We start from the raw sequence: 24559 nt of genomic DNA, 5'->3' as shown, positions 1-24559 counted from the left end.
CAGTTCGGTCCCTATCTGTCGTGGGCGTAGGAAATTTGAGAGGAGCTGTCCTTAGTACGAGAGGACCGGGATGGACGTACCGCTGGTGCACCAGTTGTTCCGCCAGGAGCATGGCTGGGTAGCTACGTACGGAAGGGATAAGCGCTGAAAGCATCTAAGCGTGAAGCCCCCCTCAAGATGAGATTTCCCAACTAGTAAGACCCCTTGAAGACGACGAGGTAGATAGGTTGGAGGTGGAAGTGCAGCAATGCATGGAGCTGACCAATACTAATCGGTCGAGGGCTTATCCTAAAAGTTTCACGAAGTGAAGCTTGCATCGAAAGCATACGCTTTGAACTACGGTGTGAGGTACTTCGGAAACACTATTCGCAAATAACGTTTCGTATCTAGTTTTCAAGTGATCAAACACTTGATCCGTTTGGTGGCGATAGCGGAAGGGTTCCACGCGTACCCATCCCGAACACGACCGTTAAGCCTTCCAGCGCCGATGGTACTTGGACCGAAGGGTCCCGGGAGAGTAGGACGTCGCCAAGCGGTTACATATTCCCTGATAGCTCAGTTGGTAGAGCACTCGACTGTTAATCGAGTTGTCACAGGTTCGAGTCCTGTTCGGGGAGCCATTACGGAGAGGTGTCCGAGTTGGCCGAAGGAGCACGATTGGAAATCGTGTAGGCGCCAAAAGCGTCTCGAGGGTTCGAATCCCTCTCTCTCCGCCAGCTAGGATTTATATATAAGGCCCGTTGGTCAAGGGGTTAAGACACCTCCCTTTCACGGAGGTAACAGGGGTTCGAATCCCCTACGGGTCACCACTTTCTTAAATTCATACCAGTATGGAGGCTTAGCTCAGCTGGGAGAGCATCTGCCTTACAAGCAGAGGGTCGGGGGTTCGAACCCCTCAGCCTCCACCATATATACACCTTTTAATGACGCGGGGTGGAGCAGTTCGGTAGCTCGTCGGGCTCATAACCCGAAGGTCGTAGGTTCAAATCCTGCCCCCGCAACCAATTTTATCGCTACATAACAGCGATAGTGCCTCGTGGAACTGTGGTGTAGAGGCCTAACATGCCTGCCTGTCACGCAGGAGATCGCGGGTTCGAATCCCGTCAGTTCCGCCATTTTCATGCTTTGCATGAGCCATTAGCTCAGTTGGTAGAGCACCTGACTTTTAATCAGGGTGTCGAAGGTTCGAGTCCTTCATGGCTCACCATCTTTGCTTAAAATGTTAATTGAATATGTTTTTTTGCGGACGTGGCTCAGCGGTAGAGCATCGCCTTGCCAAGGCGAGGGTCGCGGGTTCGATTCCCGTCGTCCGCTCCATGATTTGCGCCCTTAGCTCAGCTGGATAGAGCGTTTGACTACGAATCAAAAGGCCGGGAGTTCGAATCTCTCAGGGCGCGCCATTTTATTATCAGACGAATAATAGATGGTAACATCCTCTTCCGAAGAGGTTGTTTTTATTTTAAGCCGGTGTGGCGGAATTGGCAGACGCGCGCGACTCAAAATCGTGAGGGAAACCGTGGGGGTTCGAGTCCCTTCACCGGCATATCATTTTGCTAGACAATCTTGTAATTTTGAGTATACAGATGCTATAATATTCTTATCGTATCTATATTAACGGGACGTAGCTCAGCTTGGTAGAGCACCTGGTTTGGGACCAGGGGGTCGCATGTTCAAATCGTGTCGTCCCGATTCATGAAGAATCCATTGATCAGAATTTTTCTGAGCAATGGATTCTTTTCTGTTATCCCTAAGTGCGGTCTGTCTTCTTTGAGGTACATCGATAAGACGTTTTTCTGTTATCCCTATCTAAAAGTCCAAGTTCTTCACGTATGACTCATGAAAAGTTTTGAATAAATGGGTGATGAACAGGTCAAACTATGAAAAACATTGGACAGAAGGGGATTAATTTGAATATTTTCCAGATAAAAAAACAATTCAGGAAACGATGGAGACGATGGAGACGGGCCATATGGACCTGTACTCTCATCTTGATCATAGGGGGCGTTGTCTGGGCTGGTCAGACTTTGCCTGATCAAATGAAAAAGCTTTTAACTCAGATGACGGATGACTCACCTATTGCCTTGGAGACACTCAATTATCTACAAAACGGCGGTGATGGGGACTCAGAGGAACAACGGGTCTTTATGCAGCAGTTGAACGACTCCCAGGGAAAAAGAGTAGTACATTTACGAACTTCATATGTATGTGGTGTGGAGGAACAGATACTTGGCAGCCTTGATACCGACAGTGTATACACACTCCTAAACAACAATCCGTCCTGGAAGGGAAGAATGGATGACAACGGTGAAGTATGGCTAGAAGAAACGGTATCCGACGACTTGTCACCGACTTGCAAGGAACAAGCTTATATGAGTGTCGATGTTAATGGAAACCTGACGCTTTTTGACGGGCCTCCACAAGAGGAAAAGGTGCTGAGAACCTTTTTTCAGCTGGATATCGGTTCGATGGAATCATCTTTGCCAAAAGATGTATTGAAGCAACTTCAGGACGGCATACGAATTCAAGATATCGATGAGTATAACAGCGTGTTGTCGACGTTTAGCGATTATGCAAGGGATATGGCTGAAAATGTAATGAAAGCTCATTGATACGATCTGAGCTTTTTTTGTAGAAAGAGCTGTATGGTAATGAATATACTTTGTAGATAAGGAGACGCCTCAGGTGTCTTCTTATTTTCGTCTACAGAAAATTTGGATGGATGGAAAGGTTCAAAGTTTTTCCTCATCTGATGCCGATCTTTTGTTATAATGGGGAGAACGATACATATGTTCGCTTCAGAGGAGAGATTAGGTTTGCGCATATTGGGAATCGACCCCGGAATCGCGATTGTCGGTTTTGGGTTTGTAGATAAGGTAGGTAGCAAGGTAACACCAGTTCAATACGGATGTATCCAGACAGAAGCACATACTCCGGAGGAAGAGCGGCTGAATCATGTATATGAAGGCATGGTGCAATTGATCGATAAGTACCAACCGGAAGCGGTCGCATTTGAGAAATTGTTTTTTAACAGGAATGTAACGACGGCCATGTCCGTCTCCCAAGCCCGTGGCGTGCTTATTTTAGCTGCAGTACAGCGGGGGCTCCCTATCGCGGAGTATACACCGATGCAGGTTAAGCAGGCGATTGTAGGGTACGGAAAAGCTGAGAAGAAGCAGGTACAGGAAATGGTAAGAATGTTCTTGAAGCTGCAAAGTGTTCCAAAGCCTGATGATGTGGCGGATGCATTGGCGGTAGCGATTTGCCATGCCCATTCGTATACATTGAATTCAAAGTTAAATGAGGTACTGCGAAAATGATAGATTTTTTACGGGGACAGCTTGTCCATATAGAAAATGAATATATTGTTCTAGACGTCCAGGGGGTCGGATATCGAGTTTTTTGCCCGAATCCGTTCGCCTTTGCTAAAGTCGAAGGACCGATTACGGTTTTTACCCACCATCATGTGCGTGAAGATGCTATGCTTTTGTTCGGCTTTCCGACAAGAGAGGAACAGAAGCTTTTTAGAAAGCTCATCGAGGTTTCGGGTATCGGTCCGCGTGTTGCCCTAGGTATTTTGGGAGGCGGATCGCCTGATCATGTCGTGTCGGCTATTTACCAGGAGAACATTTCTTTTCTCGTGAAGCTACCGGGTATCGGTAAAAAGACTGCGCAGCGGATGATTTTAGACCTGAAGGATAAACTCGAGGGTTTTGGAAGTGTTGCATACACCACGGGTCTGTTTGCGGTCAATGACATCGAGTCGGACGATAGCTCGGCATGGGCTGAAGCACGTGAGGGATTGAAGGCTCTCGGTTATACGGATGGTGAGTTGGATAAGGTATGGCTTAAAATTAAGGAAACAACAGCAGGAGAATCCGTGGATGTATTGATGAAACGGGCACTGCAGTTATTATATGCCGGTTAAGATGTCGGTTACAGAAAGGAGTTGTTGAGCAGTGGATGACCGTATCATAACGGCCAACTTGATGATGGAAGATCAGGCTGTAGAACTTAGTCTGCGTCCCCGTTACTTAGCAGAATATATTGGCCAGAATCAGGTCAAAGAAAATTTGCATATATACATTGAAGCAGCCAAAATGCGTAAAGAAGCATTGGACCACGTGCTTTTGTACGGACCACCGGGTCTCGGAAAAACGACTCTTGCGAACATTATTGCTAATGAGCTGGGTGTCAATCTGCGAACCACATCTGGACCTGCGATTGAACGTCCAGGAGATTTAGCAGCCCTTCTTACAAATCTACAGGAGGGGGATGTGCTGTTCATTGATGAAATTCATCGTCTGCACCGTACTGTTGAGGAAGTCATGTACCCGGCGATGGAAGATTTTGCTCTGGATATAATGATTGGGAAAGGTCCGAGTGCACGTTCCGTTCGACTTGACCTACCGCCTTTTACATTAATCGGTGCTACTACCCGCGCAGGACTTCTGTCTGCACCGCTCCGGGACCGCTTCGGTGTGGTAAGCCGCTTGGAATTTTACACGGTGGACGAGCTGAGTTATATCGTATCCCGGGGTGCAGATATTTTTGGAATAGAGATATTGGGGGAGGCCTCCAATGAGATTGCGCTGCGTTCAAGGGGGACACCAAGGATAGCTAACCGTCTTTTAAAGCGTGTGCGTGACTACGCACAGGTACGTGGCGATGGTATGATTACACCGGATATTGCCCAAGAAGCGCTTAAAATGCTTCAGGTGGATCCGATGGGGCTGGATGTGGTCGACCATAAGATGCTTAACGCGATGATTCGCAGCTTTCGAGGCGGGCCGGTTGGACTCGATACGATAGCCGCTACGATTGGTGAAGAGAGCCAGACTATTGAAGACGTGTACGAACCATATCTGCTTCAGATTGGATTCCTCCAACGGACTCCAAGGGGGCGTGTCGTTACTCCAGCTGCATACAGCCATTTAGGCATTCCATATCCGGAAGACCGTCGATAAACATGGACTTCCGTGTGGAAGCCATCATGATAATGAACGATATAAATGACTTTTCCGTCCATTCTTACAACGCAGGAGGAATTAACCAATGACAACAAAGAAATGGAATCGAAGCATCCGCACTTGGTGTGCCAAGGGTTTGCTCGCCGTCGTCGTGGCTGGGAGCGTATGGTATGCACCAGCTGCATCTGCTGCAGCACCTTCTCTGGATAACATAAGGGTGGCAATGTTTCTGGATCTTGGAACTAAATATAAGTCCACGACTCCAGCTGTAACGTTGGAGTCGTCGGAATCTTTTAATGCATCGATAATTACATCTGGAGGATCACAAGGATTGCTCTCGTTTACGGGGTCTCAGAAAGTTCGTTTAAGTGTGGATTCCTACCGTGTAAAAGTGCTCGAGACGAAGGATTGGAAGACCGCATCCGAGGCAGCGAAGAAATTACAGGCGACGGCAGATAAGCCGCTGCTGTTCTTATCCGAGAGTAGTAACGGAAATGTATTTCAGTTATATTCAGGTGTGTACTCCAGTGAACAGGCCGCTAAAGAAGCTGCTACGAGAACAGCTAAGACAGTTGCGGCCTATTTGAATGGCCAGACTCCTGCAGTAAAAGGGTCTTTGCATCTGACAGCTGGACAATTTGATTCTGAGGCTGCCGCCGAGAAGGTTCGGAGAACTTTCGTGGATTCAGGGATCGATGCGGTAAATGTTATTGTGCCGACCGGAAGCGATGTTAAATATGCTGTGTGGGTCGGTGAGGCTGCGAACACAGCTGAATTGGCGGCGCTTAAAAGTTCAGTTCAAGCTGTTTCGGCGGTACCGCTGGATGAAGTCGGCAGAGATGCTGTTGGTCTAATGATAAGACAAGATGTAGGACTTAACCTGGCACAGGCACAGCCAGTCGCTCATTATGTGATGGCAGGAACAGGGGCCAAGCTATGGGTAGAAACCTCTTCAAATGCAGGTATTCAAGTGATGGAGCGCTCTGAACGAAAATATAGAGGCGCATTCGAGATCGGTACGAAGAATGGTCAACTTTATCTTGTAAACGAGCTGCCGTTCGAGCAGTATTTGTATTCCGTAGTTGGTGCAGAAGTGCCTTCTTCATGGGGTAGTGAAGCATTGAAGGCACAATCGGTTGCTGCACGGAGTTATGCTCTGTTCCAGGGAAACAAGTTTGAAGTGGCCCACGTGGTAGATACGACACTCAGTCAGGCTTACAGTGGAATAGGCACAGAACAAGGAAGCATCACCCAAGCGGTTGATGCCACTAAGGGCGAAGTTCTGATGAGCAATAATAAGCTTGTTGAGGCGGTGTTCTCATCCAACAGTGGAGGGATGACAGCGGATCCTTCTGAAGTGTGGAACAGTGCGAATGATTTATTTGCAGCTGTAGAAAGTCCTGGTGATAAATCTTCACAGGCTGCCCTGAAACAGTGGTATCATATCCTTTTGCCAAATGGGGTCACAGGTTACGTGCGTGAAGATAACGTCAAGGAAACAGGTGCAGCAACAGCAGCTGGTCTTCGGATCATGACAGTTACCGCGAAGGATACCAACATTCGGCCGCTGCCTCTCATCCAATCCACTGTAAAGCCGGCTGCTCAGATGAATCCGGGCGATACAGCAGTTATATTGGATAAGGTAAATGAATCGAACAGCTATGAATGGGTAAGAGGTCCCTTCACGTCTTCCGAATTACTTCAGTCCTTGAAGGATAAGACCAGTTCGAGTCTGCCTTCATCGATTAATACGCTGGAAGTTACCCAAAGAGGACCATCGGGCCGAGCTGTACAAGTAACGGCAAACGGACAAATTCTGGATGTTAAATACCCGGATTTGTATCGGTCTGCTTTTAACGGACTTCCGAGCACCATGTTTGATATTGAACCTACCGGAAGTTATACTGTATTGGGCGCTAACGGTGTAGCATCAACCCTTTCAGGCGGTCAGAATGTCTCTGTTATTTCAGCTGATGGAGTACAAAATACTTCTAGCGCCGGTTCTGTTGTGTTGAATGGAGACAGTAAAGCCAGAGTCATTGACAAGACGGCCGGATTCAAATTTACAGGCAAAGGCTTCGGGCACGGGCTGGGTCTTTCTCAATGGGGAGCCAAGGGAATGGCCGATGAAGGGTATGATTATAAGGAGATTTTGCAACACTATTATCGCAACTCAACTATTATTAAGGACTGACCACGATGAATGTAGACTTGTATGACTTTGAATTGCCGGAACATTTAATTGCGCAAACTCCACTGCTTGACCGTAGTTCTTCAAGGTTGTTGACTGTGAGTAAAGAGGATGGTGCGTTATCTCATCAAGTGTTCGGAGATATTGTGAATCATCTGCGGCCTGGCGATACGCTAGTGCTTAACGATACTAAAGTTATTCCTGCCCGGCTTTTTGGCGCTAAGGAAGATACGGGAGCCAAGGCTGAGGTGCTTCTGCTTAAAGCACTAGGTGAGGACCGCTGGGAAGCACTCGTAAAGCCTGGAAAGAGGCTAAAAAAGGGGAGCGTTATCACGTTTGGCGAAGGTAAACTGCGCGCAATCATTGAAGAAGAGGGGGAGTTGGGCGCAAGGGTTTTGTCCTTTTCTTACGATGGAATCTTTCAGGAAATATTAGATTCTCTCGGACAGATGCCACTGCCTCCTTACATTAAAGAGAAGTTGGATGACCGTGATCGATACCAGACCGTATATGCCAAACATGAAGGCTCAGCCGCTGCCCCGACAGCGGGACTTCATTTTACGGAAGAACTGCTTGATCGTATTCGAAAGCAAGGCGTCGATATCGCTTTTATAACACTTCATGTGGGTCTGGGTACTTTTCGTCCCATGTCTGTTGATCAGGTGGAAGACCATGTCATGCATGAAGAATATTATGTTCTGTCTCAAGAAACAGCTGACTTGCTGAATGAGACCAAGCGCAGAGGCGGACGAGTTATTGCTGTTGGAACAACTTCATGCAGAACATTAGAGACCGTAGGAAACCAGTGTCAGGGCGGGCTCCTACGTGAGAGCAGTGGTTGGACGAGCATTTTTATATACCCGGGTTATGAGTTCAAAGTGGTGGATGCATTAATTACAAACTTCCATCTTCCGAAATCTACACTCGTTATGCTTGTAAGTGCTTTAGCTGGCAGGGATCATATTCTTGAAGCTTATAAGGAAGCTGTAGAGCGGGAATACCGTTTCTTTAGCTTTGGAGACGCTATGTTTATTTATTAATTTCGGAGGTTTATTAAAATGGCAGCAGCTATCACCTATGAACATATCAAAACATGTAAGCAGTCGGGCGCAAGACTAGGCCGCGTACACACACCACACGGTGTAATCGAAACACCGACATTCATGCCTGTAGGAACACTGGCAACGGTTAAGACGATGAGCCCGGAAGAACTAAAGGCGATGGATGCACAAATAATTTTGAGCAATACCTACCATTTGTTCCTTCGACCAGGCCACGACATTATTAAAGAAGCAGGCGGTCTGCATAAATTTATGAACTGGGATCGCCCAATTTTGACGGACAGTGGTGGTTTTCAAGTATTTAGTTTGGCTGAGATGCGAAAAATAACTGAAGAAGGCGTTAACTTCCGCTCCCATCTGAACGGAGATAAGCTGTTTATTTCTCCAGAAGTCGCAATGGAAATTCAAAATGCACTTGGTTCAGATATTATGATGGCATTTGATGAATGCCCTCCTTATCCGGCGGAGTATGATTATGTCAAGAAATCTACGGAACGTACTTCACGGTGGGCTGAGCGCTGCTTAAAGAGCCATGCCCGTCCGCATGATCAGGGCCTGTTCGCTATCGTTCAAGGGGGCATGTATGAGGACCTGCGGCGCCAGAGCGCGCGTGATTTGACTTCCATGGATTTCCCGGGTTATGCTATTGGTGGACTTAGTGTGGGAGAATCCAAGCAGCTTATGTATGAAGTGCTGGATTACACGGTACCCCTGCTTCCGGACAATAAACCGCGTTACCTGATGGGGGTCGGCTCGCCTGATGCTTTGCTGGAAGGCTCTATCCGGGGTGTGGACATGTTCGATTGTGTGCTTCCAACGCGGATCGCCCGCAACGGAACGACGATGACAAGTCAAGGCCGTCTTGTCGTTCGGAATGCCCAGTACGCCAGGGATTTTGGACCGCTTGATCCGGAGTGTGATTGCTATACATGCCGTCACTACTCTCGTGCTTATCTGCGCCATTTGATTAAGAGTGATGAAACGTTTGGTCTTCGGCTTACAACGTATCATAATCTCCATTTTCTTCTTAATCTGATGCGCAACGTGCGGCAAAGCATTATGGAAGATCGCTTGCTTGATTTCCGCGATGAGTTTTTTGAAAAGTACGGCCTGCACGATAATGAAAAAGGTTTTTAAGATTAAAGCCATCATGGGAAGTCCATGAAGGGGGGGAAAGATATGTTTGAAATTGCAGCAGCACCGACACAAGGCGGCGGAATAGTGGGTTTAATTCTGCCCTTCGTATTGATGTTCGTCATCTTCTACTTTCTGCTTATCCGTCCACAGCAGAAAAAGCAGAAGACTCGTAATTCTATGCTTGGCGCTTTGAAAAAAGGTGATAAGGTAGTTACAATCGGCGGTCTTCACGGCACAATTATGGAGATTACTGACGATGTAGTGGTGTTGAGAGTGAACGACGTCACGAAACTGACGTTTGATCGTAGCTCGGTCAGCCACAGCGTCAATACCGATTCCGAGGCATAAATGAATCTCTTCCTGAAGCTCCAAGCTTTAGGTAAAGCACGAAAAAGCCTGGTTCCTATTTGGAACCAGGCTTTTCTTGTTAATATAAATGCTATCCCGTCATCTTAGTGTAATAAAGGGACTGAGTTGCTTTTTTGTCTGTGAGCTTTCCTAAATATATCCCTACTGAGGAAGCCAACAAGCCTAGAAGTGTTCCTGCCATCATATCAGACAACCAGTGAATGCCTAAGTAGAAGATGCTAAATATAATGATAACTGCACTTATGCCGGTAATAATCGCCCAACGTCTATTTCCTGAACGGAACGCCAGTACAGCCATGGTCACTGACAAAGAAGTGTGAAGGCTTGGGAAGCAGTTATCTAAACCTGATAATGGGCGATAAACCGACTCAAAGTTCGGAAATACTTCAAGCATATAAAAAGTCACGCCTGCAGGCTGATAGGACCAAGTTTCATTAACTGGAAAGAACAAGAAGAAAGGGATCGCGATCGTGTAATTAATTAGAATCGCATAACAGGTAGCATACACATGAGCTTTGTTATGTTGAATGAGGTATACCCCGATAGATCCGATAATCAGTGCTTGGAATACAAGCAGGTAAAAATAAGCAAGAACCGGTGTGATCCAGGGACTATAAAAGATTTCCTGTACATGTTTCACAAAAAAACCTTCTAACTGGAAAATCATGGGGGTAAAATCATTTGGAGATATAAAATGTTCTTGTTCGAACTGCAGCTCATATTTATTCAACAAAAGAATTGCCGCCATGGCCGCAAAAAGTATGAAAAAGCGCGGGGTTGTGAAGAGTTCTCGAACAAGTGTAAAAAGTGCTTTGAACGGGTTCTGAAGAGTCCCAATCCACAGGAGCACGATCACATTAAGTGTAGTGAACAGAGTTATGGTAGTCATAGATTGATATAACAATGAAACAAAAGCCTCCTCTTTCCTAAATCATTAATGAACAATGTTACCAGTGTAACACAGTTTCGGGAAAGAGGATTAACAATTTATTTACGTAAATTTACACCAAACATGCCACCGATGGAACCTGCAACTACAACCGCGGCAATAAGTGTAAGATCTCCCCATGATATAGAACTGTCTAGAGCGAGAAAACCGATAACAATTAACATAATTCCATATAACAGACCTGTGAGACAGCCGTAATACCAGCCTTTGTTTCCTGCACGCTTACCACTTACACTACCGCCAAATGCAGCGGCAACTCCATGTACGAGAAACGTGTACAAGGATAAGTCATCCTCAGAGAGATTGCTCGCCCAGAGGAGCAATGACAGCCCCAAAGCGCCTAGAAACATCCACATGAATGAATACAGCAATCCGGAAAGAATCGGATTGTTGATCCGTAAAGAGAAAACGCGTCGGATCGGTTCCAATAAATCAGCCCCCTTACTAAACTTCAATTATTAATCATTGTATGGCCAAGCCTCCACAGTTAGTACTATCTATGATGTTCTGAATGATTACCATTAATTAATCATGATATACCGAATGGAAAGTGGGGCCAGGGGCAGAATAGCAGTACCTTGAACATGTCCAATCACTTGGGAGGGAATACCATTGACCACACATATCACACTCCTTATTTTCCGGACAATTTTGATGTACGGGGTTATTTTTATAACCTTGCGTATTATGGGAAAAAGAGAAATCGGAAAGCTATCTATCTTTGACCTGGTTATTTCCATTATGATTGCAGAAATTGCCGTCTTTGTGCTAGAAGATTTGAAAAAGCCGCTTGTTGACGGAATCATACCCATTGCGGTACTTGTTACTATTCAGGTAGGACTTGCTTATTGGGGATTGAAGAGTCGCAAGGTGCGGCTGCTAGCAGACGGAAAGCCCAGCATTATTGTGTCCAAAGGGAAGCTGCATCGTAAAGAAATGAACAAGTTACGTTATAACCTTGATGATTTGATGCAGCAGCTCAGGGGGAAGGATATCACTAGCGTGGCTGACGTTGAATTCGCGATTCTCGAAACGTCTGGTCAATTGACGGTTATACCTAAAGAATCATCGAGCAGTTCAAGCAGCAGCTCCTCTTCTTCTGTTTTGGATAAATCCCTAAACAACAAGTTCAAGAATGTCAAGGATACGGACAGTCGAATCGAGATACCATACAGCAAAATAACATATGAAGGTCTACCAATCCCCTTAATTATGGATGGTAAGGTTCAGGATGAAAACTTGGCACTGATCGATAAGACGAGATTTTGGCTGAAAAATGAAATTCAAAAACATGGAGCCAGAGATTTCAAGGAAGTATTCTTGTGTTCCATGGACCATAAAGGAAAAGTGTATGTTGATCGTAACGACTAAAATTTAATGCAGCCTTCCTGCATTATCGGTTAAACCATTTACCGATTACCGGTATCCGTACCAAGTCCCGGAATGTTATAAGCTTCATCATGAATACGACGATAAGATACAAGATCACTCCTGCAGCAGCGGCCGAAAAAAACTGAAGCCATGGTAATGCGGTAAAGGGAATATGACGATATCCGAACAAAATACCAGCTCCCATAATGAGCATCACGGCTGCTGTTTTAATGATGTCGAGCAGCTTGAATCGAAACCCGATCAACCGGGATATACTGTACCCATGAAGTACCGTTACAGCAATACTGTTTACGATGATGGCAATAACTGCGCCTTTGATGCCGAACTCAGGATTAGAGGATAAATACAGAATGAGTCCCATTTTGATCAAAGCACCGATCAATGTGTTCATCAAAGCTCTGCCCGGCCGGTCCAGCGCCTGTAGTGCAGCCTGGAGCGGTGCCTGTACATAAAGAAACAGTGCGAAAGGAGCCATAATCTTGAGCATGACACTGATTTCCGCATTGCCATACAGTAGCAAACAGAGGGGTTCGGCCAAAATGTACATGATGACGGCAAAAGGTGCTCCAGTTACAAGAGCCAGACGAAGCGCCTGATTCATCCGTTTATGGATGGTTGCCCGGTCTTTTCTGGCCGCTGCCTCTGAAAGGGAAGGGACAAGAGCAACGGCAAGTGACATCGTAATCGCCCCAGGCAACAGTAAGAGCGGGATGACCATACCTTGTAGAGCTCCATATTGTGCTGTTGCTACGGATGTAGCTATACCAGCCAGCGCCAGACTTCGAGCTGTAATAATGGATTCCATCAAATAGGAAATGGACCCAACCATCTTCCCGCCAGTGACTGGAACGGCAATGCCAAGCATGCGTTTAAGGATGTTACGGTTCTGGGTTGGCGTATGAAGATTATGTTGCTCATCGGTGTGTGAATTCTGAACTGCATTTGGTCTGCGCCGTTCATCTCGTGCATATTGCCAAAGCAGAACAAACATGCCGATAAGTTCCCCGACAGCGGTTCCAAGCATAGCTCCTGCAGCTCCGTATGCCAATCCCTTCGGCATCAATAGATGAGCAAACCAGAGCATGCACACGATCCTGACAATCGTTTCAATGATGGATGACGTTGCGGACGGAATCATATTCTGCTTCCCTTGAAAATATCCGCGGTAAACAGCGGAGACGGCTATAATGATAATCATTGGAGTCATACTGATAAAAGTTTGGTAGACCCGTTCATCAGGCAGAATTACACTTGTTACCCATGGAGCCAGCAGGAGACTAATGAACATAAATAGAGTTCCGGCTATCACGGTTAGAGCCAGACTGGTCCGTAGTATTTGCTTAGAGTAGTCGCTCTTTCCAGCACCCTCTGCCTCAGCCACCATTTTTGCAATGGCAAGGGGGACTCCGCCCGTGATGATTGTGACGAGAACGATAAAGAATGGGTAGCCGAGCTGGTAAATGCCGACACCCTCCGATCCGATGATCCGCGGAAGGGCGATACGAGGAATAAATCCGAGAAGCCGGTTTATAATTCCAGCCGCTAACAGAATCATGGTACCTTTAATAAATGATTGTTTGTTCAATGCTCATCCCACTCCCTGGTAAAAAGAATCCTAAACCCTGCCCTACTGATAAGGATATGCCCTACCTGTCCCATCTGATGCTTTACTTTTTTTGATAACCATGGTACGAAAAGAAGGGAAATGATATTTTCAGTCGAATGTAAAGCTAAAGACAACGGGGAGGAGGCGACAAAACATGGGAATGGAATCTATGAGTGATGAAGAATTGGCCAGCATGATTGAAATGATCTGTTCCAGCAAGGCTGAGGAATTCCGTATGATCGGATACGAGTACGTGACTGTTGACGATGTCTGGAATTGTGTAAGCAGCAAATACAAGAAGCAGGGCATGCCTTCTCTTCATAAACTGGTAAATGATGTTCTGTCATTGAAAGCCACCAGTCTCATGAACTATATGACAATATCAGCATATAAGGGATCTTCTTTCGACTAACGAAGGATGATCTCTTTTGTTTTGGAAATCTTCGGTTATTTTCACGAAGTCGACAATTAATGATAAATTGACGGGGTTTTGAGGCATGGCTATAATAGGAATATTGAGAAATAGAAAGGGGAACTAGGGACGGCATGAAGAGAATTATTAGTTTCATCGTTACCGTACTCGTGGTCACCGGTATCATGGTTGTAACGAGCCCAGGATTAATAAAAGACGTTCGTTTAGGTTTGGATCTTAAGGGCGGCTTTGAAATCTTGTATGAGGCACAACCACTGATAGAAGGTCAGCAGGTGACAAAAGAAGCCCTGCAAGAGACCGCTAAGAGTTTACAAAAACGCGCAGACGCATTGGGAACGACTGAACCGGAGGTAACACCGGAAGGGACTAACCGAATTCGTCTAAAGGTCGCAGGCGTAACTGACGAGGCAGAGGTCCGCAAGACGATGAAAGAACCAGCGAACCTTACGTTCCGTAGTAACGACGGTTGTAAAGAGGGAGAAGAGTTTTGTAAAATTGAGCTTCGGGGTAACGATTTTGTAGAAAACGGAGCCTCTGTGGTCTACGATAACTTGAATCAGCCTATGATCGACATTAAGGTAAGAGATAAAGCTCAATTTGCTGAAATTACAGAACGTCTTCTTGGACAAGAACTTGCTATCTTTATGGATGACGAGCTGCTGTCTGCTCCGACGGTACGGAATGTATTAACAGACGGCTCTGCACAAATTACCGGCTCGTACTCGATTGATGAAGCCAAAAAAATTCGTGATACCATTAACCTTGGCGCACTTCCGCTGAAACTGACGGAGAAATACTCTCAAAGTGTAGGCGCTACATTGGGAATGGAATCTCTTACTAAGACCTTAGAAGCGGGGTTAATTGCTTCTGCGTTAATCCTGATCTTTATGATTGGTATGTATCGTATTCCAGGTTTGCTTGCCAGCTTTGCGCTTATTTTGCATACTTGGCTCCTTATTTTGATTTTCGTTTTTGCTAATTTCACACTAACGTTGCCTGGTATTGCTGCATTTATTCTGGGTATCGGGATGGCAGTTGACGCTAACATCATCACTTACGAACGGATTCGCGAAGAAATGCGTACCGGTAAGAGTATCGCATCATCCGTTAAAGTGGGTGGTAAAGCCTCATTCCGTACAATTATGGATTCCAACGTAACGACAATCATCGTTGCAGCGGTTATGTTTGGATTTGGTACAGGTGCTGTCAAAGGCTTTGCGATTGTGCTTATCTTGGAGATTATCGTGAGTATTGCCACGAACGTATACTTCTCCCGTTTCTTGCTCAATCTGCTAGTTAAGATCGGTTGGGCTAGCAAACCGAAGCATTTTGGCGTAAAGGAGAGTGACATACGTGCACTTTAAAAATTTTAACTTTGTAGGTGCCAGCCGGTATTTCTATACATTCTCCATTATTCTTACCATTGTTGGCGCGATTTTCCTTGCTTCGGTTGGTCTGGATTACGGTGTTGATTTCCGTTCCGGCTCTAATGTGGACATTACTACATCCAAGACGCTTACTGTGGAACAACTCGAACCCATTTTGAAGGAAGTGGGTATTGGAGAAGATGCAAGCATTACACCGGGTAACGATCGGGTGAATATCCGATTCAGTCAGGTACTGACTGAATCTCAGGATCTAGCTTTGAAGGCTGGTATTCAAAAACTGGACAAGTCAGCATCAATGGAGATAAATACGGTTGATCCTGAGATGGCGAAAGAATTAGGGCTAAATGCAGTTTATGCAGTGCTGCTGTCTTGTGTCGGGATCATCATTTATGTAAGTATCCGCTTCGAATGGCGTTTTGCCATTGCTGCGATCATAGCACTATTGCATGACGCCTTTGTCGTTATCAGTGTATTCTCGATTTTCCGCTTGGAAGTGAATATAACTTTCATCATCGCTATTTTGACGGTCATCGGTTATTCCATTAACGATACTATCGTTATATTTGACCGGATCCGTGAAAATATGCGTTTTACTAAGCTCAAAAAGCATTCCGATCTCGTTGAGCTGGTAAACCGGAGCTTGTCTCAAACGATTGCCCGCTCCTTGTATACTGCGCTGTCGGTATTTATTGCGGCGTTCTTCATGCTCATACTTGGCGGCGAGTCAATACAGATGTTCTCACTGGCTATCGTTATCGGTCTTCTGTTCGGTGCGTATTCCTCGATCTTTATTGCAAGTCCGCTGTGGCTGCTGCTGAAGGGTAAAAATGTTGGAAAAGCTAAAGCCCCGAAACCATCTAAATCAGGGATCTAAGATTGGCAGTAAGGAATATGTGTTAAAAGGTCAGTTAACATTTTATTAAAAATGAAAGCCGCGTCGTAGGCGACGCGGCTTTCTAAGTTATCGGTGTATGGCTGCAATAGAGCATATCTGAGGGGGGCCTCATGTGAATAACGAACGCTTGTCTCATACAGATACAGCTGTTTGGACCGGAATAATAAGTGATTTTTCTGTGGCTATTGGAAAAGGAGCTGCCGGGTATATCTCTGGAAGCAGAGCTCTTATGGGTGATGCACTGCATTCAGCCGCCAACGCAGCCACATTGCTTGCGGACCGTTTCCCTTGGTCTGGAGGACGGAAGCTATCTAGAGGTAATGGGATGAGGTCTTCGGGACAACAAGCTCAACCTTTTATCTCTATCTTATTTTCGGTAATCATATTAATGAGCGGACTTCAAATTGCCGTCTCTGCCTTAAAGGATCTCTCATCTGGAACACCGGAGGCTCCGGGTCGGCTAGCACTTATAGCTGTATTAGTATCACTCGCTGTGAATCAGGCTGTTTTTCAATACCAGTATCATCAGTCCAAAAAAAACAATGACCGCCGGATTGAAGTCCACTCTGAAAACTATCGATTCGGATTATATTCTTCGTTAATTGTCCTGATCAGCTTGTGCCTCACGATGGCAGGAGCGTATTTTGGGATACAGGCTCTGTTATATATGGATTCTATTGCAGCACTTATCGTATCGGCGTTAGTGCTCAGAAAGGGTTACATTCTTATTGTTCGTTCGGTGTATGGTACTTTATCGGAGGAACCTCGTCACGAGAAGTGCGCCGATTATCTCGATACTATACAGCGCGTCCATGGTGTCATTACAATTGAAGATTTGAAGGCTCAGGAGCACGGACAAGTGCGTCAGATAAGCCTCGATGTGAAGGTTAGTGTGAATCCGCGTATAACTGTCTGGGAAGCTCATGAGATTGCGGACAGGATTCGAAAGCTGCTACTGCACCGATTTATACATGTTACGGAAGCGAACGTGATTGTAGTTCCTTACGAGCCTGGCTATCCATACAAATCGAATTATGATTTGATGGACAACGATCTGCCGACATTACCACAGTAATTGTACATCAGGACAAACTGGCAAAGCGGTATTGAAGCAGGAAGAAAGGTGAACTATTGTGCTGTATTCCAAATATGAATGGCGAACGCTTTCGGCTGATGCAGAGATATCCGGCCAGCTCGCAAAAGAACTGTCGGTCTCTCCGCTCATAGCCTCTTTAATGGCCGCCAGAGGAATCACCTCTCCAGAGGATGGGGAGCTGTTTTTAAACGGAACGTTTGATCTCACACATGATCCGTTTCTGATGCTCGGCATGAACGAAGCGGTCCCCCGAATCCGCAAAGCGCTGGAAGACAAAGAGCATATATTAATTTATGGGGATTATGATGCAGATGGTGTATCCAGCACCTCGCTTATGATTTTTTTAATGCGACACCTGGGTGCCTCATATGATATTTATATACCTCATCGTTCCAACGAGGGTTACGGGCTTCACAATCATGCACTCGATTGGGCGCATCAGCAGGGTGTAAGTCTTGTAATTACCGTGGATACAGGAATAAGTGCGGTTGAACAAATCGCTTATGCGAATGAGCTTGGTATGGATGTCATTGTAACCGACCATCATGAGCCGCCCGAGCAACTTCCCGATGCTTACGCGCTTATCAATCCGAAAATACCGGCCTGTCCTTATCCCTTTAAGGGTTTAGCTGGTGTAGGTGTTGCTTACAAGTTAGCACAGGCTCTTGTGGGAACTCCTCCACAGGAATGGCTTGAAATTGTATCTATTGGGACGATCGCAGATCTTATGCCACTGGAAGGTGAGAATCGTATACTGGTTAAGAACGGACTGTTGTCGATGAGACGGACCCGATACGCTGGTATACGAGCTCTTCTTGAGGTCGGTGGGGTACATGTGGATCAGGTAACTGCCGTTAATGTGGCATTTGCCATGGCTCCAAGAATTAATGCTAGCGGTCGACTCGATCATGCCGGAAGAGCCGTAACTCTTCTAACGACAAATCATCAGGATGAAGCCGAGCAGCTTGCATGGGAACTGGATGCTCTGAATAAGAACCGACAGCAGGTCGTAGAGCAGATTGTACAAGAATCGATGGATATGATTCAAAAACGCTGGGGGTATGATCAGCTGCCGCCAGTCATTGTTCTGGCTGGTGAAGGTTGGAATGTCGGTGTGGTGGGCATTGTAGCTTCCAAAATACTGGAGCGCTTTTACAGACCGGTTGTTATACTCGGGATCGACCCGGATACCGGCAATTGTAAGGGGTCAGCTCGCTCTATTTCAGGATTTGATATCTACGAAGCGCTAAGCTCCTGTAAGGACGTTATGCAACACTTTGGCGGACACCCAGCTGCAGCAGGAATGAGTCTTCACATGGATAGACTGGCAGAATTTGAAGAAGGTCTGTGTTCATTTGCGGATGTCGTGTTAAGGGAAGAACATTTTATCCCAATTTATCATGCGGATCTAGAGTGCTGTATTGCCGATGTTCCGCTTAAGGTCATCGATGAGATCGAGATGCTTGGACCTTTTGGTATGTCCAATGCGGTGCCGAAAATGGTCTTTCGTGGTATGGAAGTGATCGAAGTACGTAAAATGGGCAAAGAGAACAAACATCTAAAGCTGCGTTTTCACCAGAACGGTGACCGACTGGATGCTGTTGCATTTGGATTAGGCCATCTGGCGGATGTGCTCCCGGAAGGGACGAAGGTAGACGTGTTGGGAGAGCTTTCGGTGAATGAATGGAATGGCAGCCGGAAGCCGCAGCTGATGATACAGGACATGAGTGTGCCCTATCAGCAGGTGTTTGACTACCGCGGTGTGAAAGAGCCTATAATCGAGTTGAAGCGGTGGAGAGAGAGTTTAGAGCCTCATTTAAACTGCTCTGCAGCCCGTTCGGCTGTCGTATTTTCACAAGATTCACATGATGCTATAAAAAGTCATTTGTATGATATGTCCCTTTGGGTATATGATAGGAATGCTGGCATTTTGCCGATGAATCCAGTCGCGGAAAAAGGCGGCTGTGAGTCAATTTCTGTGTTGTTTGTGCTCAACGTACCGGAGTCACCGGAACAGCTTGATTCTTTGTTGTCATCGTTCCGCTCCGTGCCTAATATATTTTTGCTGCATCCGGTTCGTAGCAAACGGGATCAACTGCAAATACCGACTCGGGATCAGTTTAAAAAGCTGTATGTCATGCTTGCCGGTCTAGGCTCAAAGCCGATTTCCGAAAACGAAGTAATCACTCGAATGAACAGACAGTCGTCACTTTCTCAGCGGATGCTCCTGAAAGTGCTGGATGTTTTCGAAGAACTGGTATTCATTGAGCGTTCCCAAGGTATGATTACTTTTGTAACGAAGCCGGATAAAAAGCCGCTTGATGCTTCCCGTCATTTTAGGGAACTGAGTGAATTAGCAGAGATGGAGCAGCATTTGCTGCACGCAAGCACCGCGCAATTAACCCATTGGATGATGGCCCGTTCAAAAGGTGCATCGTAAATGACAGTCATCTGACTTAGGAGGAGATTTATTTGGATTTTAAGGATTATATTCGCGTTATTCCGGATTTCCCGCAGCCGGGAATCAGCTTTAAAGACATTACAACGCTGCTTAAGAATGGTGAGGCCTATCGGAGTTCAATCAATGAATTGAAAAAGATGGTGGAACATCTTAAGATCGACGTTATCGCTGGTCCAGAGGCACGCGGTTTTGTAGTTGGAGCCCCGCTAGCTTACGCGTTGGGTGTTGGTTTTACACCGATCCGCAAGAGCGGCAAGCTGCCTTACGAAACGATTGAAGCAGGGTATGACCTCGAGTACGGAAAAGATAAACTGGCTATGCATACCGATGCTATTGAAAAAGGACAGAATGTTCTCATTGCCGATGATCTGCTCGCTACAGGTGGAACAATTGCGACCTCAGTAAACCTGGTTCACCAACTGGGCGGCAATGTTGTTGGAGCGGCGTTTATGATTGAGCTTACAGAGCTTAACGGTCGTGACAAATTGCAAGGGATAGATGTATTTACACTTATGCATTACGAATAAGCACTACCATATTTCAACGGATTTTCCCGGGAAATAATAACAAAGTCTTACAACAAATGAAGAGGGCGTCCCAGGTCAATGGACCTTTTGGGACGCCCTTTTTGTATTGTTATACCAGTACATACAAGCTCAAGAAATATTGATTAATCTTGGATTTTTTCAACGATAGGCTGCTCTTCAGCTTTTTCATTGGAGAGCCCCGAAATTTCAAACAGTTTAAATAAGATAGCCAGGACCATACCCACAAGTGTAGCAAGTGCCATCCCTTTAAGCTCTACGTTACCAAATTTCAATGTAATACCGCTGATTCCGACAACCAAAACGAGTGTAGCCAGGATCATATTACTTGCTTTGGAGAAGTCGACACGCTCTTCAACAAATATACGTAGACCTGAGGCTGCGATTACACCGAACAGAAGCATCGACACGCCTCCCATAACCGGTCTTGGTATGTTAGCGATAACAGCAGAGAATGTACCCGAGAAAGACAGGAAAATAGCGATCACGGCTGCTCCACCAATAACGCGTACGGAGTAAACCTTTGTCAGCGCCATAACGCCGATATTCTCACCATAGGTTGTATTCGGTGTTGATCCAACAAAGCCGGATAGAATCGTGGAAATACCGTTTCCGAGAAGAGAGCGGTGAAGTCCGGGATCCTTGGACAAATCTTTGCCAACGATGTTGCTTGTTACGAGCAGGTGGCCAATATGCTCAACGATTACGACGATTGAAACCGGGATAATTGTGAGAATGGCGGCCAAATCCCACTCTGGAGTTATGATCGTAGGTTTGGAGAAAAAGCTTGCTCCGGTAATTTTTTCGGTTTCAACGATACCCATCGCAAAAGAAAGTGCATAACCTGTAACGATACCGATCAGGATATGGATAATCTTTGGGAAACCACGGAACAGGATAGAGCCGAAAACAGTAACACCTAGTGTTACAAGGGAGATGGTGATGGTGGTCGGGTCCATAGACCAAGTTGCGGCTTCAGCTGGATCGCTTGGAGGAAGAAATCCAGACATGTCAGCTGCGACCGGAACAAGTTCCAGACCGATCATGGCAATGATTGCACCCATTACAGCTGGCGGGAATACAAAGTCAATCCAGCTAGTGCCGGCAAATTTGATGATCAGGGCAATCAGGCAAAAGATAACACCAGTAACGATAAACGCCCCTAGCGCTTTCCCATAGTTCTCGCCTGGATTGCCTTGGAGCACAAGAGCGACCGGTGCGAGGAAGGCAAAGCTGGAACCTAGATAAGCAGGGATCTTCCCTTTACATAACAGAATATAAAGCAGGGTACCGATTCCGTTCATCAACAGGATCATTCCTGGATCCACACCGAAAATATTCGGCACAAGCACGGTGCTCCCAAACATGGCGAACAAATGCTGCAAGCTTAGCAGGAACCCCGGGCCAAACGGAAGCTTCTCATTGACTTGAATTTCGCGTTGCAAACTAATTCACTCCTCAAGGACTTTTTTAATCATTACATACCGTTCTTTCATGATCTTTAATAGATTAAATACAATCGATTTTTTTTTCAACTATATTTTTTCTCGATTCGTCAAAAAATACAGCACCTTACAAATATTGTCGAATCACACTACTGGACATGACTGAAAATAACCATGAACCTTGATATTAAAGCGCAATGACCATGTGCGCAGTGTTGACGTGAACCGCTGTAAGCGTCATAATAATAGGAATAACATTCGATGAGGGAACCTGCACGTTTTGACAAAGGGCGGGTTTTATTTTATATACGAAAGGAAAGAGAAAGGACTCAGAATGGGCATAGAGCGATTACTCGAAAAGGCTGGCGCCTATATTAAAGAACCCGATCTTCTCCGCATCCAGGAAGCATATGAATTTGCGGAGCGAGCCCATCATGGACAGGTGCGGAAATCGGGAGAACCTTATATTCTTCATCCGCTCGCGGTAGCCGACATCGTTGTTAACATGCAAATGGACACGTTGTCTATTATTGCTGCGCTACTGCACGATGTCGTTGAGGATACAACCGTTTCCTTGGAACAGATCCGCGAGAAGTTCAACGATACATGCGCCATGCTGGTAGATGGATTAACGAAGCTGGAACGTATTAAGTTTGGTTCTAAGGAAGAACAGCAGAACGAAAACTATCGTAAAATGTTCATTGCGATGGCCAGGGATATCCGTGTTATCGTTATAAAGTTGGCAGACCGTCTTCATAATATGAGAACACTGAAGTACCAATCTGAGGAAAGCCAGCGGCGTATTTCTCATGAAACGCTTGAGATTTTTTGTCCCATTGCCCACCGTCTCGGTATTTCAGCGATCAAATGGGAGATGGAGGATATAGCGCTCCGTTATCTGAACCCGCAGCAATATTACCGCATTGCCAATCTGATGCATAAGAAACGTGCGGAGCGGGAGCAGTACATTGATAACGTTATTGACCGGATCCAGGAAAAGCTCGATGAGATGGGTATTCAGGCTGATCTATCCGGTAGACCGAAGCACATCTATAGTGTTTTTAATAAAATGTCTGTTAAAAACAAGCAGTTTAACGAGATTTATGATCTTCTTGCCATCCGGATTATTGTAGATAACATTAAGGATTGTTATGCGACATTAGGCATCATTCACACGTTGTGGAAGCCCATGCCGGGTCGGTTTAAAGATTACATTGCTATGCCGAAGGCGAATATGTATCAGTCACTGCATACAACAGTGGTGGGACCGAATGGGGAACCGACTGAGGTACAAATACGAACTGTTGACATGCATCGCACAGCGGAATACGGTATTGCGGCCCACTGGGCATACAAGGAAGGCTCTGGCGGAGCAGGTAACTTTGATAACAAAATGACCTTTTTTCGTGAAATTTTGGAGCTGCAGCATGAAGCGAAAGATGCCTCAGAATTTGTAGAATCGCTTAAAATGGACTTTTTCTCGGACTTGGTATTTGTGTTCACTCCAAAAGGCGAGGTTATCGAGCTTCCTGCGGGATCCGTTCCGCTTGATTTCGCTTATCGGATTCATACAGAGGTTGGTAACCGGACGATCGGAGCTAAAGTGAACGGGCGAATCGTTCCGTTGGATCACCAATTAAAGACCGGTGATATTATCGAAATTCTGACTTCGAAACATTCTTATGGTCCAAGCCAGGACTGGCTGAAAATCGCTCAATCTTCCCACGCGAGAAGTAAGATCAAGCAGTGGTTTAAGAAAGAAAAGCGGGAAGAGAACGTGGAGAAGGGCCGAGACATGCTGGAGCGGGAATTGAAGCGTCTCGGTGTTGAAGTTTCGGAGTGGATGAGTGACGACAAACTGATTGAGGTTGCCAAGAAGTTTGCTTTTAATGATATTGAGGATATGCTATCAGCCGTTGGCTTTGCAGGAATTACAGCAGCCCAGATTTGTACCCGCCTGACCGAAAAGCTTCGCAAGGAGCAGGAGGAAGCAAATTTTCTGGAGCTAACGTCCGAGATAAAAGAAATTAAGGCTGCACCGGAGAGACGGAGCCGTCCGACCAACGGTGTCCGGGTTAAGGGAATCGATAATCTGCTGGTTCGCTTTGCACGGTGCTGCAATCCGGTTCCGGGAGATGACATTGTCGGTTATGTTACTCGTGGCCGCGGTGTCTCCGTGCATCGCTCGGACTGTGCGAACCTGCCTGCTACCGGTGATGGTGAGGAAGCCGCGCGTGTTATTGAGGTGGAGTGGGAATCAACCGTGGAAGCCAATTATAGTGTTGATATTGAGGTGACCGGCCATGACCGTAACGGCCTTCTCAATGAGGTGCTTCAGGCTGTATCGGAGAGTAAAACGAACATATCCGCTGTCACCGGCCGATCGGATAAAAATAAGATGGCCATGATCCATATGACCATTCTGATTCGTAACACCGATCATCTTCATTCGGTTGTAGAGCGAATTAAACGTGTGAAGGACGTTTACACCGTTCACCGTATTATGCAGTAAGTTGATTATATTGAGGTGAAGCGTTGTACGGCCGCATTGCCGTGCTTATAATAACTACGCGGTCTGTCTTCCCTGTAAAGGAGGCTGGCCGCGATTTTTTTTGAAGGAGTCT

20 protein-coding genes, 11 tRNA genes and 2 rRNA genes (1 of these 33 only partly in view) are annotated in these 24559 nt (G+C 46.0%); 29 read left to right on the top strand and 4 right to left on the bottom strand.

The window, feature by feature from the left end; translation table 11 throughout:
• The 21 genes from AC2TF5_RS20865 to yajC all read left to right on the top strand — a co-directional run.
• Positions 1 to 291: ribosomal RNA gene (locus AC2TF5_RS20865) — 23S ribosomal RNA — on the top strand (it extends 2637 nt beyond the left edge of the window).
• A 126-nt stretch (positions 292 to 417) separates the two neighbouring features.
• Positions 418 to 534: ribosomal RNA gene (rrf, locus tag AC2TF5_RS20860) — 5S ribosomal RNA — on the top strand.
• Between the two features lie 10 nt (positions 535 to 544).
• Positions 545 to 620: transfer RNA gene (locus tag AC2TF5_RS20855), tRNA-Asn, on the top strand.
• Between the two features lie 4 nt (positions 621 to 624).
• Positions 625 to 716, top strand: a tRNA-Ser gene (locus tag AC2TF5_RS20850).
• 18 nt (positions 717 to 734) lie between these two features.
• Positions 735 to 809, top strand: a tRNA-Glu gene (locus AC2TF5_RS20845).
• Positions 810 to 832: 23 nt separating this feature from the next.
• Positions 833 to 908, top strand: a tRNA-Val gene (locus AC2TF5_RS20840).
• A gap of 19 nt (positions 909 to 927) precedes the next feature.
• A tRNA-Met gene (locus tag AC2TF5_RS20835) sits at positions 928 to 1004 on the top strand.
• 34 nt (positions 1005 to 1038) lie between these two features.
• A tRNA-Asp gene (locus AC2TF5_RS20830) sits at positions 1039 to 1115 on the top strand.
• A 16-nt stretch (positions 1116 to 1131) separates the two neighbouring features.
• Positions 1132 to 1207, top strand: a tRNA-Lys gene (locus AC2TF5_RS20825).
• A 35-nt stretch (positions 1208 to 1242) separates the two neighbouring features.
• Positions 1243 to 1317: transfer RNA gene (locus tag AC2TF5_RS20820), tRNA-Gly, on the top strand.
• A 6-nt stretch (positions 1318 to 1323) separates the two neighbouring features.
• Positions 1324 to 1400, top strand: a tRNA-Arg gene (locus AC2TF5_RS20815).
• A 63-nt stretch (positions 1401 to 1463) separates the two neighbouring features.
• A tRNA-Leu gene (locus AC2TF5_RS20810) sits at positions 1464 to 1543 on the top strand.
• A 72-nt stretch (positions 1544 to 1615) separates the two neighbouring features.
• Positions 1616 to 1689 (top strand) — tRNA-Pro (locus AC2TF5_RS20805).
• A 188-nt stretch (positions 1690 to 1877) separates the two neighbouring features.
• Positions 1878 to 2609: a BofC C-terminal domain-containing protein gene (locus tag AC2TF5_RS20800; RefSeq protein ID WP_491299045.1), complete on the top strand. Its 732-nt coding sequence runs from the start codon at positions 1878 to 1880 to the stop codon at positions 2607 to 2609.
• Between the two features lie 204 nt (positions 2610 to 2813).
• Positions 2814 to 3317, top strand: coding sequence for a crossover junction endodeoxyribonuclease RuvC (gene ruvC / locus AC2TF5_RS20795; RefSeq protein ID WP_241932627.1), 504 nt, complete (start codon positions 2814 to 2816; stop codon positions 3315 to 3317).
• Positions 3314 to 3925 (top strand): Holliday junction branch migration protein RuvA, encoded by a 612-nt coding sequence (ruvA, locus tag AC2TF5_RS20790; protein WP_491299044.1) that lies wholly within the window; start codon positions 3314 to 3316, stop codon positions 3923 to 3925. Before ruvC ends, ruvA begins: the two co-directional genes overlap by 4 nt.
• 31 nt (positions 3926 to 3956) lie before the next feature.
• Complete coding sequence (gene ruvB, locus AC2TF5_RS20785) at positions 3957 to 4964, top strand: Holliday junction branch migration DNA helicase RuvB (RefSeq protein WP_491299043.1); 1008 nt, start codon at positions 3957 to 3959, stop codon at positions 4962 to 4964.
• A gap of 88 nt (positions 4965 to 5052) precedes the next feature.
• Entirely contained in the window at positions 5053 to 7161 is a 2109-nt protein-coding gene (locus AC2TF5_RS20780; RefSeq protein ID WP_491299042.1) for a SpoIID/LytB domain-containing protein, read from the top strand.
• 5 nt (positions 7162 to 7166) lie between these two features.
• Complete coding sequence (queA, locus tag AC2TF5_RS20775) at positions 7167 to 8198, top strand: tRNA preQ1(34) S-adenosylmethionine ribosyltransferase-isomerase QueA (protein WP_491299041.1); 1032 nt, start codon at positions 7167 to 7169, stop codon at positions 8196 to 8198.
• 18 nt (positions 8199 to 8216) lie between these two features.
• A complete protein-coding gene (gene tgt / locus AC2TF5_RS20770) occupies positions 8217 to 9356 on the top strand; it encodes a tRNA guanosine(34) transglycosylase Tgt (RefSeq protein WP_208915276.1) in 1140 nt (379 codons plus the stop codon).
• Between the two features lie 42 nt (positions 9357 to 9398).
• Positions 9399 to 9704 carry a preprotein translocase subunit YajC gene (gene yajC / locus AC2TF5_RS20765; RefSeq protein WP_491299040.1) on the top strand — a complete coding sequence of 102 codons (306 nt, stop codon included), beginning with the start codon at positions 9399 to 9401 and terminating at the stop codon, positions 9702 to 9704.
• A gap of 91 nt (positions 9705 to 9795) precedes the next feature.
• Here yajC and AC2TF5_RS20760 read toward each other — a convergent pair whose 3' ends face one another.
• Together AC2TF5_RS20760 and AC2TF5_RS20755 are read right to left on the bottom strand one after the other, a co-directional pair.
• Complete coding sequence (locus tag AC2TF5_RS20760) at positions 9796 to 10629, bottom strand: phosphatase PAP2 family protein (RefSeq protein ID WP_491299039.1); 834 nt, start codon at positions 10627 to 10629, stop codon at positions 9796 to 9798.
• 83 nt (positions 10630 to 10712) lie between these two features.
• The gene (locus AC2TF5_RS20755; RefSeq protein ID WP_491299038.1) at positions 10713 to 11102 is read right to left on the bottom strand and encodes a TIGR04086 family membrane protein; all 390 of its coding nucleotides are present in this window, start codon (positions 11100 to 11102) and stop codon (positions 10713 to 10715) included.
• A gap of 226 nt (positions 11103 to 11328) precedes the next feature.
• Here AC2TF5_RS20755 and AC2TF5_RS20750 point away from each other — a divergent pair, with 226 nt between their 5' ends.
• Positions 11329 to 12045: a YetF domain-containing protein gene (locus tag AC2TF5_RS20750; RefSeq protein ID WP_491302956.1), complete on the top strand. Its 717-nt coding sequence runs from the start codon at positions 11329 to 11331 to the stop codon at positions 12043 to 12045.
• Positions 12046 to 12067: 22 nt separating this feature from the next.
• On the opposite strand, the gene spoVB is transcribed toward AC2TF5_RS20750, so the two are convergent.
• On the bottom strand, positions 12068 to 13651 hold the full coding sequence (spoVB, locus tag AC2TF5_RS20745; protein WP_491299037.1) for a stage V sporulation protein B: 1584 nt from the start codon (positions 13649 to 13651) through the stop codon (positions 12068 to 12070).
• A 175-nt stretch (positions 13652 to 13826) separates the two neighbouring features.
• Here spoVB and AC2TF5_RS20740 point away from each other — a divergent pair, with 175 nt between their 5' ends.
• The 6 genes from AC2TF5_RS20740 to AC2TF5_RS20715 all read left to right on the top strand — a co-directional run bounded on the left by AC2TF5_RS20740 (position 13827) and on the right by AC2TF5_RS20715 (position 20472).
• Positions 13827 to 14084: a post-transcriptional regulator gene (locus AC2TF5_RS20740; RefSeq protein ID WP_491299036.1), complete on the top strand. Its 258-nt coding sequence runs from the start codon at positions 13827 to 13829 to the stop codon at positions 14082 to 14084.
• A 134-nt stretch (positions 14085 to 14218) separates the two neighbouring features.
• Positions 14219 to 15469 (top strand): protein translocase subunit SecD, encoded by a 1251-nt coding sequence (secD, locus tag AC2TF5_RS20735; protein WP_491299035.1) that lies wholly within the window; start codon positions 14219 to 14221, stop codon positions 15467 to 15469.
• Positions 15459 to 16367 carry a protein translocase subunit SecF gene (gene secF / locus AC2TF5_RS20730; protein ID WP_491299034.1) on the top strand — a complete coding sequence of 303 codons (909 nt, stop codon included), beginning with the start codon at positions 15459 to 15461 and terminating at the stop codon, positions 16365 to 16367. The genes secD and secF overlap by 11 nt, the downstream gene beginning before the upstream one ends.
• 133 nt (positions 16368 to 16500) lie before the next feature.
• The gene (locus AC2TF5_RS20725; RefSeq protein ID WP_491299033.1) at positions 16501 to 17463 is read left to right on the top strand and encodes a cation diffusion facilitator family transporter; all 963 of its coding nucleotides are present in this window, start codon (positions 16501 to 16503) and stop codon (positions 17461 to 17463) included.
• 58 nt (positions 17464 to 17521) lie between these two features.
• Positions 17522 to 19924 carry a single-stranded-DNA-specific exonuclease RecJ gene (gene recJ / locus AC2TF5_RS20720; protein ID WP_491299032.1) on the top strand — a complete coding sequence of 801 codons (2403 nt, stop codon included), beginning with the start codon at positions 17522 to 17524 and terminating at the stop codon, positions 19922 to 19924.
• 32 nt (positions 19925 to 19956) lie between these two features.
• Complete coding sequence (locus tag AC2TF5_RS20715; RefSeq protein WP_491299031.1) at positions 19957 to 20472, top strand: adenine phosphoribosyltransferase; 516 nt, start codon at positions 19957 to 19959, stop codon at positions 20470 to 20472.
• 143 nt (positions 20473 to 20615) lie between these two features.
• Here AC2TF5_RS20715 and uraA read toward each other — a convergent pair whose 3' ends face one another.
• The gene (uraA, locus tag AC2TF5_RS20710; RefSeq protein WP_491299030.1) at positions 20616 to 21935 is read right to left on the bottom strand and encodes a uracil permease; all 1320 of its coding nucleotides are present in this window, start codon (positions 21933 to 21935) and stop codon (positions 20616 to 20618) included.
• 334 nt (positions 21936 to 22269) lie between these two features.
• On the opposite strand from uraA, the gene AC2TF5_RS20705 reads away from it, so the two are divergent.
• Positions 22270 to 24447 (top strand): RelA/SpoT family protein, encoded by a 2178-nt coding sequence (locus tag AC2TF5_RS20705; protein ID WP_491299029.1) that lies wholly within the window; start codon positions 22270 to 22272, stop codon positions 24445 to 24447.
• Positions 24448 to 24559: the final 112 nt, after the last annotated feature.

The sequence above is a fragment of the Paenibacillus sp. JNUCC 34 genome (assembly GCF_058269055.1).
Note: the sequence above shows the minus strand (reverse complement) of the source record. Positions and strands in the feature narration are given on the sequence as shown.

What these genes read in the sequence shown, in the direction of transcription:
- AC2TF5_RS20750 (WP_491302956.1), top strand. Translation starts at nt 11,329, where the DNA reads ATGTACGGGGTTATTTTTATAACCTTGCGTATTATGGGAAAAAGAGAA.
- AC2TF5_RS20780 (WP_491299042.1), top strand. Translation starts at nt 5,053, where the DNA reads ATGACAACAAAGAAATGGAATCGAAGCATCCGCACTTGGTGTGCCAAG.
- yajC (WP_491299040.1), top strand. Translation starts at nt 9,399, where the DNA reads ATGTTTGAAATTGCAGCAGCACCGACACAAGGCGGCGGAATAGTGGGT.
- AC2TF5_RS20800 (WP_491299045.1), top strand. Translation starts at nt 1,878, where the DNA reads ATGAAAAACATTGGACAGAAGGGGATTAATTTGAATATTTTCCAGATA.
- queA (WP_491299041.1), top strand. Translation starts at nt 7,167, where the DNA reads ATGAATGTAGACTTGTATGACTTTGAATTGCCGGAACATTTAATTGCG.
- secD (WP_491299035.1), top strand. Translation starts at nt 14,219, where the DNA reads ATGAAGAGAATTATTAGTTTCATCGTTACCGTACTCGTGGTCACCGGT.
- tgt (WP_208915276.1), top strand. Translation starts at nt 8,217, where the DNA reads ATGGCAGCAGCTATCACCTATGAACATATCAAAACATGTAAGCAGTCG.
- AC2TF5_RS20740 (WP_491299036.1), top strand. Translation starts at nt 13,827, where the DNA reads ATGGGAATGGAATCTATGAGTGATGAAGAATTGGCCAGCATGATTGAA.
- ruvA (WP_491299044.1), top strand. Translation starts at nt 3,314, where the DNA reads ATGATAGATTTTTTACGGGGACAGCTTGTCCATATAGAAAATGAATAT.
- AC2TF5_RS20705 (WP_491299029.1), top strand. Translation starts at nt 22,270, where the DNA reads ATGGGCATAGAGCGATTACTCGAAAAGGCTGGCGCCTATATTAAAGAA.